Below are 16564 nucleotides of genomic sequence, written 5' to 3'. Positions count from 1 at the left end.
TCCGCCGCCCCTCACCGGGCCCGGCGCCGCCATCCTGCGAGCCCGCCCGCACAGCCCACCACTCATTCGGCCCTCGCCGAATCACTTCTTGTACGGTAGGAGCGCCGTCCCCGTCCGCGCGCCGGTTCCCTGCCGCCGCCGCGCGGGGCCCTCCCGGGTCCCCGCCCGACCCGGGCCCACCGCACACCCGAGGAGGTGCCCGCCGTGACCACCCTGCGCTTCGGACCCGACGACCTGCTGCGGTGCCGCTTCGCCTACTCCCCCGCCTTCGAGACGCTCGCCGCCGTACGCGTCGCGACCGGGCCGCAGCCCCCCGGGCACCACGCCCGCTGGCTCGCCGAGACCGCACCCCGCCTCGCCGGACTCGACCTGCGCCCCCTCACCCTCCTCCAGCCGCGCCGCGGCTACACCCCCGACTTCCTCTCCCCCCCGCCCGACACCGGCGTCGACTCCTTCGCCGCCGACCTCGCCCGCATCGCCGCGACCCCGCCCGAGCAGGCCCGCACCGAGATCGCCCGCTCCCTCGCCGACACCCCGGGCGCCGCCCGCACCGCCACCGGCCGACTGCTGCTCGGAGGCGAGCCCGCCGACGTCGTCCGCATGCTCGCGGACACCGTCCGGGCGGCGTGGCAGGCCCTCGTCGAGCCGTACTGGGCCCGGACCCGGGCGCTGCTCCAGGCGGACATCGCCTACCAGAGCGGACGGCTCGCCGCCGGAGGCCTGGACCGGCTCTTCGCCGAACTCCACCCGTCCGTGCGCTGGCACGACGGTGTGCTCACCCGCGAACACGGCGGGTCCGACCACCGCGACCTCGTCGGCGAAGGCCTCGTCCTCGTGCCCAGCGCCTTCAAATGGGACCAGGTCGTGATCGTCCTGGACCCGCCCTGGCAGCCCACCCTCATCTACCCCGCGCGCGGCATCGGCACGCTGTGGCAGCCGCCGGGCACCTCGGCGGACGCGGCCGCCGCGCTCGGCCGCCTCATCGGACGCACCCGCGCGCGCCTCCTGACCGCCCTCACCGAACCCGCCTCCACGGCGTGGCTCGCCCACCACCACGGGGTCGCTGCCGCGACGGTCTCCGAGCATCTCGCCGTCCTCCGCGCGACCGGCCTCGTCACCTCCACCCGCCACCACCACGAGGTCCACTACCGCCGCACCCCCCTGGGCGACACCCTCGCCCAGGGATGAGCGTCGCGCTGCCGCGCGGGGGCACCCGTTTTTCAGGGGCGCGGGGAACGGCGCGCTCAGCCCCCACCGGGGCGCGGGTCGGATACCGACCCAAAGGGTCTCTTCGGTCCGTACCGGACCACCGGCCGGTGGTGGGTTGCTCGCGCAGTTCCCCGCGCCCCTGATGGTTGCCCCGCGCGGCACGCGCAAGCACTCGACGGCACGGCTGCCGCGCAGGGCCCTCGTTTTCAGGGGCGCGGGGAACTGCGCCCCCAGCCCCCACCGGGGGCGCGGGTCGTCACCGGCCCGAAGGGGCAGTTCGGTTCGTTCCGGACCACCGGCCGGTGGGGGCGGGGCGCAGGCCCTCCGCGGGGAGGGGCGGGCTCATAGGAGTGTGATCGTCACCTCGTGGAGGCGGGTGGGGTCGGCGATCACGTCGATGGATGTGATGCGGGCCGGGCCCGTCGCGTCCTCCTCCGTGAAGGAGAAGGCGAGCACCAGGCGCAGCCGCCCCGCGGGGGCCATGACGAGGCCGGGGCGGCCGTCGACGAGGGCGATCTCCGTGAAGGCGACGCGCGCGGCGGCCGCGGAGGCGCCGTGGGCGACGCGGTCGCGGCCCCGGATGTGGACCGGCTCGGGCGTGGGGCCCGCGGCGCGGTCGGCGTGCAGGACGACGTCGGGGTCGAGGACGGCGACGAGGCCTTGCAGGTCGCCGCCGCGGGAGGCGGCGCGGAACGCCTCGACGAGCCGCTGCTGCCCGCCGGTCGCGGGCGGCGGCGTGGACGCGCCGCGGACCCGGCGCCGGGCGCGGCTCGCGAGCTGCCGGGCCGCGGCCGGTGTCCGCTCCGTGAGCGCGCCGATCTCGTCGAAGGGCACGGCGAACATGTCGTGCAGCACGAACGCGACCCGCTCCGGCGGCGTGAGCGTGTCGAGCACGACCATCATGGCCAGGCCGACGGAGTCGGCGAGGACCGCCTCCTCCTCGGGGTCGCGCGCCTCGTCACCGGCCGCCGCGGGCTCCCGCAGCAGCGCGACGTCGAGCGGGTCCTCGCGGTGGGTGGCGCGCGAGCGCAGCACGTTGAGGCAGATCCGGCCGACGACGGTGGTCAGCCACGCGGGCAGGCTGTCGATGCCTTCCGCGCCCGCGCGGCTCAGCCGCAGCCACGCCTCCTGCACGGCGTCGTCGGCTTCCGCGGCGGAGCCGAGCATGCGGTAGGCGACGCCCCGCAGCCGGGGCCGCTCCGCCTCGAACTGCTCGGCCGGCAGGGCGCTTTGGTCCATCGGTCACATTCCCCTTCTGCCGCGGGTCATCACGGTAACCTGCCGCACGGCGGCCCACCGAAGAGGAGTGACGTCCACATGTCGAACACCGAGAAGACCCCCGCGGCCCCGATCCTGCTGACCGGCGGGACCGGCAACCTGGGGCGGCACGTGCTGCCGCTGCTGCGTGAGGCGGGGCGTACCGTGCGCGTCCTGAGCCGGTCGGCGCACGCGTCGGACGACGACGGCGTCGTGTACGTGACCGGCGACCTGTCGCAGGACGGCGACCCGGGGACGGCCGGGGCCCTGGAGGGTGTGGAGACCGTCGTGCACCTCGCGGGCAACCCGAAGGGCGACGAGGTGACGACCGGTCACCTGCTGAAGGCCGCGGTCGCGGCGGGCGGGGTGCGGCACTTCCTGTACATGTCGGTCATCGGCGCGGACCAGGTCCCGTTCGGCTACTTCCGCAGCAAGATCGCGGCGGAGGAGGCGGTCCTCGCCTCGGGGCTGCCGTACACGATCCTGCGGGCCGCGCAGTTCCACGACTTCGCGACGAACATGTTCAAGACGCTGGCGAAGTCGCCGGTCATCCCGCTGCCGGGCATCATGCGCGCGCAGACCGTGGACGTACGCGACTGCGCCGAGCGTGTCGCCGCCCTCGCGCTGGGCGAGCCCGCGGGTCGCGCCCCCGACCTCGCGGGTCCGGCCGTGCACCCGCTGAACGACCTGCTGCGCGACTACCTCAGGGCGACGGGCAAGCGCCGGCTGGTCCTCCCGGCGCCGATGCCGGGCAAGGCGGGCCGCGCCTACCGCGACGGCGTCAACCTCACCCTGGAGGGCGCCGACCTCGGCACCCGCACGTGGGAGGACTTCCTGGCCGAACTGGTGCGCTGAGGCCGCGCGGTCCGGCCCTCGGGCCGCGTCCACGGGGGAGCAGGGCCGGCCGGAGCGCCCGCAGCCGCCAGGGCGCGGCCACGGCCCCGTACCCCGTGACGCGGCCCGGCCGCGACCGCGAAGCGCGCCGCCGACGCCCTGGGCCGACCGTCCGAGGGGGCGCGCACGGCGCCGCCGGGCGCCCCCTGTCCGCGCCGGGAGTGACTCCGCACCACCCCGCCGGGTGATCCTTTCCCATGCCGCTGGCATATGCCGTACGCATGGTCCTACTGTCGGACCACGGCCGGTCGCCGCAGGCGCCCAGCTCCCCCCGGACGGCCGGGCGGCGCGTTCCCACTCCCCCGTCGGGCGCGCCGCCCGGTCCCATCGCGGTGTCCGAAAGCCGCCGGAAAGCGGGCTTCCGCAACGGCAGGGTGGAGGGCATGAGCACTGATGACACACGCACTGACCTGCACGGGCGGATCGAGCCCGGCATCCTCTACTGCGGCACGCCGGTCGTGCTGCTCTCCACCCGCAACGAGGACGGGACGGCGAACCTCGCGCCGATGTCGTCGGCCTTCTGGCTGGGCTGGCGGGGGATGCTGGGGCTCGGGGCGCGGTCCCACACGGCGATGAACCTGCTGCGGGAGCGGGAGTGCGTACTGAACCTGCCGGACGACACGCTCGCCGACGCGGTGGACCGGCTGGCGCTGACCACCGGGCGGAACCCAGTACCGGAGGGCAAGGCGCTGCGCGGATACCGCCACGAGGGCGACAAGTTCGGGCGCGCGGGGCTGACCCCGGTGCCCTCGGAGACGGTCGCGCCGCCGCGGGCCGCGGAGTGCCCGGTCGCGATGGAGGCCGTGGTGGAGGCCGTGCACCCGCTCGCCGAGGACGACCCGGAGCAGCGCGGCGGCATCCTCGTCTTCGAGGTGCGGATCCAGCGGGTGCTGGTGCACGACGCGATCCGCGTCCCCGGCACCGACGACCACATCGACCCCGACCGCTGGCGCCCGCTGATCATGAGCTTCCAGCAGCTGTACGGGCTGGGGCCGCGGCTGCGCGAGTCCACGCTCGCGCGCATCCCGGAGCGGATGTACCGCGGCCCCGACATCGAGCGCTCCCGCCTGGCGGGTGCGGCCGACGCGCTCAGGGGGTGAGCGCGGCGGCCAGCCGGGTCATGCCGTAGGAGAAGGAGCGATCGACGTCGCCGCCGAGGTTGAAGGCGTCGGCCAGCTCCATGCTGATGAAGCCGTGCGCCCACGCGGTGACGGTACGGGCCGCCTCCAGGGAGTGCTCGGGGCCCGCCAGGACCTCGGTGACCTGGAGGACGGGGGCGGCGGCGCGGGCGAGCAGGGCGACGTCGGGGCGGGCGGGCGCCGGGGTGTCGGCGAAGACCAGCCGGTAGGCGGCGGGGCGGGCGTGGGCGAACGCCCGGAAGGCGCGCAGCAGCGCGGCGAGGGTGTCGCGGGGGTCGGCGGCGGGCGGCACGGCCTGGAGGGCGCGTTCCAGGTCGGCGAGCGTGGCCTCGGTGACGAGCCGGACGAGGGCGTCGCGGTTGCGGACGCGCTTGTAGAGGGAGGGCGCGCGGACGCCGACCCGCTCGGCGACGGCCTGCATGGTGAGCCGGTCGAGGCCCTGCGTCTCCAGGATGTCGCGGGCCGCCGCGACGATGGCGTCGAGCGAGGTGCGTTCGGGTGTCGGCATGCGTGCTGCTCCTTCCGGCGGGGCCGCGCCCGTGCGGCCCGCCCGTCGTGTGCTCTCCATCATAGCTATGGACAGTAGCCATGATGGCTATGTATCGTAGCCATCAAGAACGGCTCACGAGGAGACGCACATGAAGCTCGGTCAGCACCTGCACCGCATCGGCAACGACATCGTGGCCGTCTATCTGGTCGTCACCGACGAGGGCGTCACGGTCGTCGACGCCGGGCTGGCCGGCCACTGGGGGGAGCTGACCGCCGAACTGGCCACCCTCGGCCGCACCCCCGACGACATCCGCGGCCTCGTCCTCACCCACGGCGACACCGACCACATCGGCTTCGCCGAGCGCCTGCGCCGCGACCACGGCGTCCCGGTGTACGTGCACGCCGCCGACGCCGCCCGCGCCCGCGGCGAGGTCAAGACCAAGCCGGAATGGGGGCACGCCAAGGTCGGCGCCGCCGCGGGCTTCCTCTGGTACGCGGCCCGCAAGGGCGGCCTGCGCACGACGTACCTGACCGAGGTCACGGAGGTCGCCGACGGCGACGTGCTGGACCTGCCCGGCTCCCCCCGGATCGTCGGCATGCCCGGCCACTCGCCCGGCAGCATCGCCGTCCACGTGCCCCTCGCCGACGCGGTCTTCGTCGGTGACGGCCTGACGACCCGCCACGTCCTCACCGGGCAGCACGGCCCCCAGCCGGCCCCCTTCACCGACGAGCCGGACCAGGCCCTCACCTCCCTCGACCGCCTCGCCGCCCTGGACGCCACCTGGGTCCTCCCGGGCCACGGCACCCCCTGGAACGGCGGCACGCAGGAAGCGGTGCGCCAGGTCCGCTCGGCGGGCCACTGAGGCGAACACCCTCGGGCGCGGGGGCGCCCGCAGCGGCGCCCCGGAGCGTGCCGCGCGGCAGGGGGCGGCCTTGACACGTGGCGGGTGGCCGCAGAGTCTGAGCAGGGCGTGCCCCGGGGCGCATGAGCCGGCGCGGCATCACATCCGGCGCGCGCCAGGGGGGTTCGGGCGGTGCTCGGGGGAAGGCCGCGCGGAGCCGCACCGCGGGCGGGCGGGCCGCCGCGGAGCCGCACAGCCGAGGAGGAGCCGTCATGCGCGGGCCAGACGCGTATCCGACCGTCTCAGGAGTCGCGGCGGCGGCGCGACTGCTCAGCGCACGGCACCCCGACCTGGTCCGGATGCGGCTGGCCGGGGAGTCGCGGACCGGCCGCCCGCTGTGGCTGCTGTCGGTGGGGCACGGGCGGCGGCACGCACTCGTCGTGGCCGGGCCGCACGCGGACGAACAGGCCGGCGGCGGCACCGCGCTGTGGCTCGCCGAACAGGCCGTCGCCGACCGGGAACGCCTCGCCGACGCCGACCTGACCTGGGACCTGCTGCTGTGCCTCGACCCGGACGGCACCGTGCTCAACCAGACCGGACCGGCCGGGCGCCGCCCGCCCGCCGTCCACTTCCGGCACACCTACCGCCCCGCCGCCCGCGACCAGCCGGAATGGGCGAGCACCTTCCGCGCCCCCGGCGACGAACTCCCCGAGACCCACGCGCTCCTGGCCCTCATCGACGAACTGCGGCCCTTCGTGCAGTGCACCCTGCACGGCACGGACGTGGGCGGCGCCCGGGTGCAGCTGACCGGGGAAGTGCCGGGCCTGGCCGAGCCGTTCGGGAAGTACGCGGCCGAGCTGGACGTGCCCGTGCAGACCGGCAGCTACGACGCGCTCTTCTGGGACTGCGCCGGCCCCGGCGTCAACCAGCTTCCGGACGGCCCCGGGCAGGAGCGGCTCGACGGCTCCACCTGGTCGCGCCCGCACCGGCACGGCGGGCTCACCGCCGCCGTCGAGGTGCCGATGTGGGCCACCCGGCGCGTCGCCGACCCGGCGCCGCACCCCGAGCCCACGACCGCCCTGCACGCGCTCGCCGCCCGGCTGCGCAAGGACGGCACCGCGCTCACCGGCAGCCTGGACCGCGCGCTGCCGCTGCTCGGCGACGCGGCCGCCCCCGACGCACCGGACGGCTGCGCCGCGCTGCTGCGCGGCGTCGAACAGGCCGTCGGCGCCTTCGCGGCACTCGCCGCGGACTACGACGCGCTCGCCGCCGACACCCCCGTACCGCTCACCGTGGCGCACCTCGCCGCCCTCGACCTCGCCGCCCGCCGCCTGCCACTGCGCGCCGCCGGAATGCTGCTGCGGCTGCTCGACGCGCAGCCGCTCACCGACCCCGACCCGGCCGCCGAACCCGGCCGGCTGCGCGCCCGGCTCGAACGCCGCCTGGACGCGGGCGCCCGCGAGCTGGTCATGGGCACGGACGCGCGCTGGATCCCGGTCTACGAACAGGTCGAACTCCAGGCCCGCACCGTCCTGGCCACGGTGGACCGGCTGCTGTGACACCCGCGCCGGACGAACCGGAACCCGGCCCCGGACAAGAGCCGCAAACCGTTGCTGCCGGGCGCCTTGACAGCCCCTCGGGTCCGCCGGAATCTGACAGGACGCGGGAGTCACCCGGGGTGAGTGCTCGACTCCCGTGCGCTAGTGCCAGTGAGCACGAGAAAAGGGGGAGCCACCATGACGAAACGCCTCGTCGTACGACGGCTGAACAAGAAGGAAACCACCGGCGCCAGCAACTCCAACGGAACGTGAGCCATCCCACGGTCGACGCGTATCCGGGCGTCGCGGGGGTCGTTGCGGCGGCCTCCGCGTTCGTCCGCTTCCGGCCCGGACTGTGCACGCTGCGCGTCGCGGGCCGCTCCCGCGACGGACGGCCCCTCTACGTCCTCACCGTCGGGCACGACCGGCCGCGGGTCCGCAACATCCTCGTCGTCGCCGGGGCCCACGCCGACGAACGGATCGGCGGCGCGAGCGCCCTGCGGATCGCCGAACGCGTCGCCCGCGACCCGCAGTTGCACGCCGGAGCCGGAGCCGCCTGGCACTTCGTCCTCTGCCTCGACCCCGACGGCGCCCTGCGCACCGAGGACGGCCCCGCCGTCCGCCGCACCCCCGCCGACCACTTCCGGTACGCCTACCGGCCCCCCGCCGACGAGCAGCCCGAATGGGCGCCGTCCATCCGCCCCGCCCACGACCCGCTCCCGGAGTCCGAGGCGCTGCTCGCCCTCATCGACGACCTGCGACCCGCCCTCCAGTGCTCCCTGCACGGCAACGACATCGGCGGCGCCTGGGCACAGGTCACCCGCGAACTGCCCGGCCTGTCCGAAGCACTCGGCAAGATCTGCGCGGAACGCGACGTCCCCGTCCAGACCGGCACGTACGACGCGCTGTACTGGCGGGTGTCAGGACCCGGCGTCTACGCGATGCCCGGCCCCGGCGAACGCAGCCAGTTCGACAGCCTGCCCGAGGACGTCGCCGGCTCCACATGGATACGGCCGCACACGTACGGCGGCATGACCGCCCTCTTCGAAGTGCCCATGTGGGCGAGCGCGGGCATCGCCGACTCCACCCCGCACCCCGACCCCGGACGGGCCCTCACCGCCGCCGCCGCACGGCTGCGCGCCCAGAACCGCACGACCGCCGCACTCCTCGACCGCGCCCGCGCCACCGCTGACGACCCCCAGCTCCTGCGCATCACCGAAAGCCTCGTCACCATGGCCCCGCGGGTCGCCGACGAATGGGAGGCGCTGGAGGCCGCGCCACCCGTCCCCCTGACCCGCGCGCACGTCGCCGCGCTCGACATCGCCGCACGCCGCATGCCCCTGCGCGCCGCGGGCACCCTCCGCCGCCTCACCCCCGCGCGGGGCGCCCTCGCGGAGGAGGCGGACCGGCTCCTCACCACCTGGTCCGCCGACCTCGCCACGGCCCACGCCACCCGGTGGCTCCCGGTCCCGACCCAGGTCGACACCCAGTCCGAATCCGTCCTGGCCACGGCCCGCCTCCTCCTCGGCTGAGCCCGCTTTCCGGCTCCCCGCCGGTGGGGGGTTCCCGCGCCTGGCGGCGCGGGTGTTTCCCACCCCCACCACCCGTGCGAGTAGGACGTCGGCTTTCTGTCCACCTGTGGGTGGCGACCCCCACCGGCAGGCAGCCGCCATCGCTCCTGGAGGGGGACGGTGCGGGGTGCCCCCGCAGGAATGCGCTGTCGGTGGCTCACCAACACGGCAAGAGGCCGAACGCGCATTCCGAGGAGGTGCCCCGTGGCGGCCCCCGCCCCACCCCGCGGCGCGCCGCGAAAGGGGCGCGAGGAACGGCGCGAGCAACCCCCACCGGCAGAAGGTCGCGCGGCGAACCGCAACAAGGCACCCCGGAGCGCCCCCTCAGAGCGCGGCAGCAACCAGCTCCGCGAGCTGCACCGCGTTCAGCGCAGCGCCCTTGCGGAGGTTGTCCCCCGACACGAAGAGCGCGAGCCCGTTCTCGACCGTCTCGTCGACCCGGATCCGGCCGACGTACGACACGTCACCGCCCGCGGCCTGCAGCGGCGTGGGGATCTCCGAGATCTCCACGCCGGGCGCGCCCGCGAGCACCTCGTACGCGCGCTCCACACCGAGCGGCCGCTCGAAGCGGGCGTTCAGCTGGAGCGAGTGCCCGGAGAAGACCGGCACCCGCACGCACGTGCCGGAGACCTTGAGCTCGGGGATCTCCAGGATCTTGCGGGACTCGTTCCGCAGCTTCTGCTCCTCGTCGGTCTCGAAGCTGCCGTCGTCGACGAGGTTTCCGGCGAGCGGGAGGACGTTGAAGGCGATGGGGCGGGCGTACACCGCGGGCTCGGGGAAGGCGACGGCGGAGCCGTCGAACGTGAGCTTGTCCGCGGACTCGACGACCGCGCGGGCCTGCCCGTGCAGCTCGGCGACGCCGGAGAGCCCGGAGCCGGAGACGGCCTGGTAGGTCGTGGCGACCAGCGAGACGAGCCCGGCCTCGGCGTGCAGCGCCTTGAGCACGGGCATCGCGGCCATCGTCGTGCAGTTGGGGTTGGCGATGATGCCCTTGGGGCGGTCGGCGAGGGCGTGCGGGTTGACCTCGGAGACGACGAGCGGGACCTCGGGGTCGCGGCGCCAGGCGGAGGAGTTGTCGATGACGACGGCGCCCTGCGCGGCGACCTTCTCGGCGATGGCGCGGCTGGTGGCGCCGCCCGCGGAGAAGATGACGATGTCGAGGCCGGAGAAGTCAGCGGTGCCGGCGTCCTCGACGGTGACCTCGGTGCCGTTCCAGGGCAGGGTGCGGCCCGCGGAGCGCGCGGACGCGAACAGCCGCAGCTCGTCCACCGGGAACTTCCGCTCGGCCAGCACCTGGCGTACGACTCCGCCGACCTGTCCGGTCGCTCCGACGATTCCGATCCTCATGGCCGCTACTCTCCGCTCTCGGGGGCTGTCGTGGTCTGTGGGGGTGCCCGCCGTTCGAGTATCACCGCAGGCGGTGGCGGGCGGCGAATGGTTTCAGGTGCCGAGACGTCCGGAGGGACGTACCGCGGGCGGCAGCGCGGCCAGCGAGGCCGGGCCCGCGGGCAGCAGCGGCAGCCGTACGTCCGCGGTCGGGATACGGCCCTCCGCGTGCAGGGCGGCCTTGATGACGGTGGGGTTGGGCTCGCGGAAGAGCGCGGCGGCGCGGGCGGCCAGCCGGTGGCCGAGGGCGCGGTCGCCGGTGGCGGCCAGGCGCACCCAGGCGGCGGTGTCCAGGTGGGCCGAGGCGGCGATCACGCCGGTCGCGCCGAGGGCGAGCAGCGCGGGCGCGAAGACGTCGTCCCCGGCGAGGACGTCGAAGCCCGCGGGGCGGTCGCCCAGCAGGTCGACGGTGTCGGCGTCGATGCCGCCGGCCGCGTACTTCACGCCGGTGACGCCGGGGATCGCGGCGAGGGCGCGCAGTGCGCGGGCGGTGAGCGGCTGCCCGGTGCGGTAGGGCACGTGGTAGACGAGCAGCGGCAGCGGGCTGCGTGCGGCGAGCGCGGTGAAGTGCGCGACCACGCCCGCCTCGCCGGGCCGGACGAACGCCGGGACGGTCGCGAGCAGCGCGTCCGGCTCGACCGGCCACGGCCCGAGGTCGCGCCCGCCGCCGACGCCGAGGGCGAAGTACGCGCCCGCCTCGCGGCAGACCCGTCCGACCAGCTCGGCGACGGCGGCGCGCTCGTCCGGCTCCAGGCTCTCCGGCTCCCCCGTGGTGCCGAGCGCGAGGAGACCGGCCGCCCCGTCCGCGAGCAGCCCGCGGGCCAGCGCCTCCAGCGCGTCGAGGGCGACGGCGCCGGAGGCGGTGAAGGGGGTCACGAGGGGGACGTACACGGGCGGGGCTGCGGTCATGCCCCGAGTCTCACCCGGAACAACGTGGTAGGTCCAGTGAAATGTTCTCGGGTACACCGTTAAGCAGATGTGAGATGTCAGAACACCTCGGGGCACCACGGGCGGCGCGCGGTACGGAAGAGCACCTCCGCCGTGGCGGCCGCGCCAGGACGGTGCTCGGCCAGCAGGCCCAGCGTGACCAGCCGCAGCGCGGACTCGTCGCCGAGGTAGAGCCGCCCGAGGTCGGCGACGTCCAGGCTCAGATCGGGCGCGGCACCCGGCGCGGGCGTGCAGCTCGCCGCCCCGTCCGGCGAGGTCTCCAGCCGGAAGGTGCCGCCCGACAGGCCCGCCGTGTCGCGCACCTCCAGCACCAGGTCCGCAGTGAGCGGGGCGTAGCCGCGGGCGCTCAGGGCCACGGGCACGTCCAGCACGCGCAGCCACATGAAGTCCGCGTACGTCTCGACGCTCGCGGCGCGCGGGTCGCCCAGCAGCAGCGGCAGCACGTCGTCCGGCGGGCGGTGGTCCGTGGTGAGCTTCCTGAGCCAGTCCAGGGACAGCACGTGCCGCCACAGGGCCGCCTCCGCGGCGGGCGTCGCGGCGGTCAGGCTCACCACCGTCACGTCCGCGTGCGGCAGCTTGTTCGGCCAGTGCGGGTCGTTGACGCGGTACGCCACGAGGCCGTCCACCTCGCCCGTCGCGGTGTCGCGGTAGGCGGCGAAGAAGGGGGCGCTGTAGCCGCTCGACGGGTAGACCACCGCGCCCGTGTTCTGGTCCCACCAGGCCTTGCTGCGGCTGATCGCGCCCGGCGTCGCGCGCCGCACCCGCTCGTGCAGGGCGGGCCCGACGGCCCGCACCCCGGCGCCGTCCACCAGCTCGACCGTGCCCTGCGCCGGGTCCGGCCCGGCGTAGCGCCGGTCCAGCCCCGCCCGGTGGATGTCCACCTCGAAGTCCGTGACCCAGGTCGCGGGCCCGAAGCCGAAGCGGCCGTAGATCGGGTACTCCGCGGCGACCAGGATCGCCACCGCGTCCCCGCGGTCCTTCGCCGCGGCGAGGTCGGCGGCCATCATCGCGCTGGCCAGCCCGCGCCGCCGGTGCGTCGGTGTGACCGACACGTTGGTGACCGCGTCGGCGCTGACGGTGCCGCCGCCCGGCACGGTCAGCTCACGCGGCATGCTGCGGAAGGTCGCGACGCATCTGCCGCCGTCGAAGGCGCCGCGCGTACGGTCGAGCTCCAGCGTCGCGCGGCGCAGCGGCACCTCTTCCGGGGTGACCTCCACCGCCCGGTGGAACCCGGTGTTCAGTGCGTTCAGCCACTCTGCGACGTCGTCGTCGCCCAACGTACGAATCTCTGTCCCCATCGGTGCACGGTATGCACTCCGTGCAGGGCGCCGCATCCGGTTAAACGCCCGCCGCGATGGGGCTGCCGCCCGGGGAACGATTACGGCGGTCGCCGGACCACCCGCCGGTGGGTGGTTGCTCGCGCAGTTCCCCGCGCCCCTAAAAACGCTCACCCTGCGCGCGCGACCGCCCACCGGCGGACGGTCGCGCAAAGCACCCCCGGGGGCACCCCGGGGCGCAGCCCCGGCTCAGCCGTCGCAGAGGAGATCGTCGATGCGGGCCTCGCCCTCGCGGTAGCGGCGGGTGATCTCGGCCGAGCAGCCGTCGACGGTGTGCTGGAGGCGCTGTCGGCGCCCCGACACCTCCTGCTCGTGGCGCGCCAGGCGCGCCATCGCCTCGTCGAGTTCGGCGTCCGTGCGCGCCTCCAGGTCGGAGAGTTCCACCTCGGCGAGTATCTCCTCGGCGAGGCGCTGCACGCGCGGCGTGAGCGGTGTGCCGAGGGTGACGTGGCGGGCGGAGGTGCGGACCCGGGAGGGGCCGTCCGCGAGGATCTCGGGGAGGCGGTCGAGGACGGGTACGGGCGCGTCCGGGCCGGGCTCCTGCCCGGGGGTCCCGGCGGGGGCGCGTCCGCGCAGTTCGGCCCGCAGGATGTCGATCCGTCCGTGCAGCAGGCGGCGCAGGTAGGACAGGTCGGCCTCCTCGCGCTGGGCTTCGCGGCGCAGGGCGCGCAGCGCGGGCAGGTCGAGGGCGCCCAGGTCGGGCTCGGCGGTGTCGGCGAGCGGGGCACGGGGCGCGGGCGGGCGGGACGGCCCGGGTGCGTCGGCCTTGAGCATGGGGTGGCCCTTCCTGGTGGGCGTGGGCTTCCTGGGCGCCGCCGGCCGGTGTGCGCGGCGGTGCCGGGAGTCTGTCCGGCGTCGGTTGCGGTCATGCGTGTCGTCCCCCGCACGCAGCACACGCGCGGTGCGAACGCCCCGCTGCGGCCGGGGCACGCGCGGTGCGCGGGTGCCCCGGTACGCCAACGGGCCGCCGGGTACGCCGGGTGCGGGTCGTTCCCCGGTACGCGACGGGCTGCCGCGGGCCGGGATTCCTGCCGTCGATGCTGCCACCTGGGCCCGACGCCCCGCAGCGACTCTGCACCCGAACGGACCTCGCAACAGTTGTGCGAAGCCGCTGCCCCGGCGCAGGGAGCGGGTGCCGCGCGCCCCCTCGCGTACGCCCCACCCGCGGCTCGGCGCCCCCGGCGCGCACGTCACAATGGCCGCATGCGTGCGGTGGCCCAGCGGGTGAGCGAGGCGAAGGTCGTGGTCGACGGGCGGACGGTCGGGGCCGTCGCGGGGCCCGGCCTGTGCGTGCTGGTGGGGGTGACGCACGACGACACCAAGGAGAAGGCGGCCCAGCTCGCCCGCAAGCTGTGGACGCTGCGCATCCTCCCGGACGAGACGTCGTGCTCGGACACCGGCGCGCCGCTGCTGGTGATCAGCCAGTTCACGCTGTACGGCGACGCGCGCAAAGGCCGCCGCCCGACGTGGAACGCGGCCGCGCCCGGGGCGGTCGCCGAGCCGCTCGTGGACGCGGTGGTGGCCGAGCTGCGGGCGCTGGGCGCGACCGTGGAGACGGGCGTGTTCGGCGCCGACATGAAGGTGTCGCTCACCAACGACGGACCCTTCACCGTCGTCCTGGAGATGTGAGCGCCCGGGGGCCGCTCAGGGCGCGACGACGGTCTCCTGTGTCGCGGCGGTCTCGTCGGCGACGAGCGTCGCGCCCTCGGGGGTGTTGCGCTTGACGACGGCGAGGGCGATCGGCCCCAGCTCCCAGTGCCGCGCGGACGACGTGACGGTGCCGACGACGCGGCCCTCGCCGCCCTCCTCCGCGACCCGCAGCGGGGTGCCGTGGCCGGGCAGCCGGACCTCGCTGCCGTCCAGGTGCAGGAAGACCAGGCGGCGTGGCGGGCGGCCGAGGTTCTGCACGCGGGCCACCGTCTCCTGGCCGCGGTAGCAGCCCTTGTGCAGGTGGACGGCGGTCTCCAGCCAGCCCAGCTCGTGCGGGATGGTGCGGTGGTCGGTCTCCAGGCCGAGGCGCGGCCGGTGCGCCTCGATGCGCAGCGCCTCGTGGGCGAGCACCCCGGCGGGCGGTCCGGCCTGGGCGGCGAACTCCTCCAGGCTCTCGCGCGGCACGAACACGTCCCGCCCGTACGGCGTCTCGCGCACCGCCCAGTCGTCCGGGACGGGGACGATGGAGCCCGCGGGGAGGTGGACGAGGGCGAAGCGCTCCGTCGCGTCGGCGGTCTCGACCCGGTAGAAGAACTTCATGCTCTCCAGGTACGCGAGCAGGTCGCCCTGCGTGCCGGGCTCGACGTGGATCCACGTCGTCGTGCCGTCGTCGACGAGGTAGAGCGCGTGCTCGATGTGCCCGTTCGGGGAGAGGATGAGCGCCTCGGTGGCCTGTCCGGGCGGGAGCTGCTCGACGTGCTGGGTGAGCAGCAGGTGCAGCCACGGGAGCCGGTCGTCGCCGGTGACGGTGACGACACCGCGGTGCGAGAGGTCCACGAATCCGCGGCCGTCGGCGAGCGCGCGCTGCTCGCGGAAGAGGTCGCCGTAGTGCGCGGCCACGCCTTCGTCGGGGCCTTCCGCCGGAACAGCGCCGGGCAGCGACAGCAAAGGGCTCTTCGTCGTCATGCCGTCAAGACTACGACCCGCCCCGCGCGGACTCCGCGGCGTCCTCCGCCGCCTGCCGGGCCGCGGCCTTGGCCGCGCAGTCCCGGCAGCGGCCGAAGATGGCGAAGTGCTTCATGTCCGTCTCGAAGCCGAAGTGTTCGCGCAGGCCCTCGCCGAGCGGCGCGGCGAGCGAGACGTCGGCCTCGGTGACCACGTCGCAGTCGCGGCACACCAGGTGCATGTGGTCGTGCCGGTCCGCGAGGTGGTAGGTGGGAGCGCCGTGGCCCAGGTGGGCGTGGCTGACCAGGCCCAGCTCCTCCAGCAGCTCCAGGGTGCGGTAGACGGTGGAGATGTTGATCCCCGAGGCGGTCCTGCGCACCTCGCTCAGGATGCCGTCGGGGGTGGCGTGCTCCAGGGTGTCGACCGCTTCCAGCACCAGCTGCCGCTGCGGCGTGAGACGGTAGCCGCGGCGGCGCAGGTCGCTCTTCCAGTCGGTGGTGACCACGGGGCCAGTGTAGGGCGGAGGCACCCGTGCACCGCCGCTCCGGACCCGCGGACAGGGGTGTGACCCCTACCCGGAGCCCGCCGGGACCGCGGCCCGCCGTCACTTGAAGAAGGCGATCCCGTCGTCCGGGAGGTCCTTGAGGTCGGCGGCCCACTCGCGCGGGTCCACGACCTTCTTCAGGTGCGCGGACATGTAGGCGCGCAGCGGGACGGACGGGGTGGCCTTCTCGCCGACCCACATCAGGTCGCTGTTCACATAACCGTAGAGCCGCTTGCCGCCGCTGTACTCCGGGGCGACGGGCAGCCGGGCGACCGCGTCCGTGACCAGGTCGATCTGCGGCTTGCCCTCGGCCAGCTCGCCGGTCCAGATCTCGACGACACCCTCGTCACGGGTGGTCGTGACATCGACCTTGCGGTCGGCGCCGATCCGCCAGTAGCCGGTCTCGCTCTCCAGCGGGCGGGTCTTCTTGCCCTCGGCGTCCAGCACCCAGGTGTGCGAGGTGTACTCCAGGAACGGCCGGCCGTCGTGCCGGAAGACGACCTCCTGCCCGAAGTTGCACTTCTCGGCACCGGGGAAGTCGAACACCCCCGCGCCCTCCCAGCGGCCGAGCAGGAAGGCCAGCGGCACGAGGTCGGGGTGCAGGTCGGACGGGATCTCGATCATGTCAGCGCTGGCCCTGGTAGAGCTTCTTGACCGCGTAGAGCGCGAACGCGGCGACGGCGACGCACACCAGCACGAGCAGGGCGTCGAAGTAGTACTCAATGTGCACGGGACGTGCTCCTCGTGAGGGCATCGGGCAGGGCCGCCGCCAAGTCTAGTGCGCGGCCCCGCGCGGGCGCGGGCAGGCCGTCTGA

General features: G+C 75.1%; 16 protein-coding genes. 7 read left to right on the top strand and 9 right to left on the bottom strand.

Translation table 11 applies throughout. The annotated features are described in order from the left end of the window. The first annotated feature begins 204 nt into the window (after window positions 1-204). Complete coding sequence (locus ACWERV_RS25620) at window positions 205-1188, top strand: DUF5937 family protein (protein WP_452937118.1); 984 nt, start codon at window positions 205-207, stop codon at window positions 1186-1188. Window positions 1189-1551: 363 nt separating this feature from the next. Here ACWERV_RS25620 and ACWERV_RS25615 read toward each other — a convergent pair whose 3' ends face one another. Then, window positions 1552-2448, bottom strand: a complete 897-nt coding sequence (locus ACWERV_RS25615) for a sigma-70 family RNA polymerase sigma factor (RefSeq protein WP_452937115.1) — start codon at window positions 2446-2448, stop codon at window positions 1552-1554. 78 nt (window positions 2449-2526) lie between these two features. On the opposite strand from ACWERV_RS25615, the gene ACWERV_RS25610 reads away from it, so the two are divergent. Both ACWERV_RS25610 and ACWERV_RS25605 read left to right on the top strand, forming a co-directional pair. Next, window positions 2527-3321: an SDR family oxidoreductase gene (locus ACWERV_RS25610; protein WP_452937112.1), complete on the top strand. Its 795-nt coding sequence runs from the start codon at window positions 2527-2529 to the stop codon at window positions 3319-3321. Window positions 3322-3743: 422 nt separating this feature from the next. After that, on the top strand, window positions 3744-4460 hold the full coding sequence (locus tag ACWERV_RS25605; protein ID WP_452937109.1) for a flavin reductase family protein: 717 nt from the start codon (window positions 3744-3746) through the stop codon (window positions 4458-4460). Here the strand turns inward: ACWERV_RS25605 and ACWERV_RS25600 are convergent. After that, complete coding sequence (locus ACWERV_RS25600; RefSeq protein WP_452937107.1) at window positions 4450-5007, bottom strand: TetR/AcrR family transcriptional regulator; 558 nt, start codon at window positions 5005-5007, stop codon at window positions 4450-4452. The two genes, ACWERV_RS25605 and ACWERV_RS25600, sit on opposite strands and share 11 nt — an antisense overlap. A gap of 130 nt (window positions 5008-5137) precedes the next feature. Here ACWERV_RS25600 and ACWERV_RS25595 point away from each other — a divergent pair, with 130 nt between their 5' ends. The 3 genes from ACWERV_RS25595 to ACWERV_RS25585 all read left to right on the top strand — a co-directional run bounded on the left by ACWERV_RS25595 (window position 5138) and on the right by ACWERV_RS25585 (window position 8900). Further along, window positions 5138-5851, top strand: a complete 714-nt coding sequence (locus ACWERV_RS25595) for an MBL fold metallo-hydrolase (protein ID WP_452937104.1) — start codon at window positions 5138-5140, stop codon at window positions 5849-5851. Between the two features lie 251 nt (window positions 5852-6102). Further along, the gene (locus ACWERV_RS25590; protein ID WP_452937102.1) at window positions 6103-7389 is read left to right on the top strand and encodes a M14 family zinc carboxypeptidase; all 1287 of its coding nucleotides are present in this window, start codon (window positions 6103-6105) and stop codon (window positions 7387-7389) included. A 248-nt stretch (window positions 7390-7637) separates the two neighbouring features. Further along, a complete protein-coding gene (locus ACWERV_RS25585) occupies window positions 7638-8900 on the top strand; it encodes a M14 family zinc carboxypeptidase (protein WP_452937100.1) in 1263 nt (420 codons plus the stop codon). Between the two features lie 363 nt (window positions 8901-9263). Here ACWERV_RS25585 and ACWERV_RS25580 read toward each other — a convergent pair whose 3' ends face one another. The 4 genes from ACWERV_RS25580 to ACWERV_RS25565 all read right to left on the bottom strand — a co-directional run bounded on the left by ACWERV_RS25580 (window position 9264) and on the right by ACWERV_RS25565 (window position 13384). Then, complete coding sequence (locus ACWERV_RS25580; RefSeq protein ID WP_398192048.1) at window positions 9264-10286, bottom strand: aspartate-semialdehyde dehydrogenase; 1023 nt, start codon at window positions 10284-10286, stop codon at window positions 9264-9266. 93 nt (window positions 10287-10379) lie between these two features. Then, on the bottom strand, window positions 10380-11234 hold the full coding sequence (locus tag ACWERV_RS25575; RefSeq protein WP_452937097.1) for a dihydrodipicolinate synthase family protein: 855 nt from the start codon (window positions 11232-11234) through the stop codon (window positions 10380-10382). A gap of 77 nt (window positions 11235-11311) precedes the next feature. Continuing rightward, window positions 11312-12571, bottom strand: coding sequence for a GNAT family N-acetyltransferase (locus tag ACWERV_RS25570; RefSeq protein WP_452937094.1), 1260 nt, complete (start codon window positions 12569-12571; stop codon window positions 11312-11314). A 228-nt stretch (window positions 12572-12799) separates the two neighbouring features. Next, on the bottom strand, window positions 12800-13384 hold the full coding sequence (locus ACWERV_RS25565) for an RsiG family protein (protein ID WP_452937092.1): 585 nt from the start codon (window positions 13382-13384) through the stop codon (window positions 12800-12802). A gap of 429 nt (window positions 13385-13813) precedes the next feature. Here ACWERV_RS25565 and dtd point away from each other — a divergent pair, with 429 nt between their 5' ends. Beyond that, on the top strand, window positions 13814-14239 hold the full coding sequence (dtd, locus tag ACWERV_RS25560; RefSeq protein ID WP_452937089.1) for a D-aminoacyl-tRNA deacylase: 426 nt from the start codon (window positions 13814-13816) through the stop codon (window positions 14237-14239). A gap of 15 nt (window positions 14240-14254) precedes the next feature. Here dtd and ygfZ read toward each other — a convergent pair whose 3' ends face one another. The 3 genes from ygfZ to ACWERV_RS25545 all read right to left on the bottom strand — a co-directional run bounded on the left by ygfZ (window position 14255) and on the right by ACWERV_RS25545 (window position 16373). After that, window positions 14255-15226, bottom strand: a complete 972-nt coding sequence (gene ygfZ, locus ACWERV_RS25555) for a CAF17-like 4Fe-4S cluster assembly/insertion protein YgfZ (RefSeq protein WP_452937086.1) — start codon at window positions 15224-15226, stop codon at window positions 14255-14257. Window positions 15227-15236: 10 nt separating this feature from the next. Then, entirely contained in the window at window positions 15237-15710 is a 474-nt protein-coding gene (locus ACWERV_RS25550; protein WP_398192037.1) for a Fur family transcriptional regulator, read from the bottom strand. Between the two features lie 99 nt (window positions 15711-15809). Continuing rightward, the gene (locus ACWERV_RS25545) at window positions 15810-16373 is read right to left on the bottom strand and encodes an FABP family protein (RefSeq protein ID WP_452937083.1); all 564 of its coding nucleotides are present in this window, start codon (window positions 16371-16373) and stop codon (window positions 15810-15812) included. Between the last annotated feature and the right edge of the window lie 191 nt (window positions 16374-16564).

The organism is Streptomyces sp. NPDC004031, from assembly GCF_053604375.1.
Note: the sequence above shows the minus strand (reverse complement) of the source record. Positions and strands in the feature narration are given on the sequence as shown.

Coding starts and splice junctions, on each gene's coding strand:
- ACWERV_RS25615 (WP_452937115.1), bottom strand. CDS start 2,448: ATGGACCAAAGCGCCCTGCCGGCCGAGCAGTTCGAGGCGGAGCGGCCC.
- ACWERV_RS25610 (WP_452937112.1), top strand. CDS start 2,527: ATGTCGAACACCGAGAAGACCCCCGCGGCCCCGATCCTGCTGACCGGC.
- ACWERV_RS25605 (WP_452937109.1), top strand. CDS start 3,744: ATGAGCACTGATGACACACGCACTGACCTGCACGGGCGGATCGAGCCC.
- ACWERV_RS25600 (WP_452937107.1), bottom strand. CDS start 5,007: ATGCCGACACCCGAACGCACCTCGCTCGACGCCATCGTCGCGGCGGCC.
- ACWERV_RS25595 (WP_452937104.1), top strand. CDS start 5,138: ATGAAGCTCGGTCAGCACCTGCACCGCATCGGCAACGACATCGTGGCC.
- ACWERV_RS25590 (WP_452937102.1), top strand. CDS start 6,103: ATGCGCGGGCCAGACGCGTATCCGACCGTCTCAGGAGTCGCGGCGGCG.
- ACWERV_RS25580 (WP_398192048.1), bottom strand. CDS start 10,286: ATGAGGATCGGAATCGTCGGAGCGACCGGACAGGTCGGCGGAGTCGTA.
- ACWERV_RS25575 (WP_452937097.1), bottom strand. CDS start 11,234: ATGACCGCAGCCCCGCCCGTGTACGTCCCCCTCGTGACCCCCTTCACC.
- ACWERV_RS25570 (WP_452937094.1), bottom strand. CDS start 12,571: ATGGGGACAGAGATTCGTACGTTGGGCGACGACGACGTCGCAGAGTGG.
- ACWERV_RS25565 (WP_452937092.1), bottom strand. CDS start 13,384: ATGCTCAAGGCCGACGCACCCGGGCCGTCCCGCCCGCCCGCGCCCCGT.
- dtd (WP_452937089.1), top strand. CDS start 13,814: ATGCGTGCGGTGGCCCAGCGGGTGAGCGAGGCGAAGGTCGTGGTCGAC.
- ygfZ (WP_452937086.1), bottom strand. CDS start 15,226: ATGACGACGAAGAGCCCTTTGCTGTCGCTGCCCGGCGCTGTTCCGGCG.
- ACWERV_RS25545 (WP_452937083.1), bottom strand. CDS start 16,373: ATGATCGAGATCCCGTCCGACCTGCACCCCGACCTCGTGCCGCTGGCC.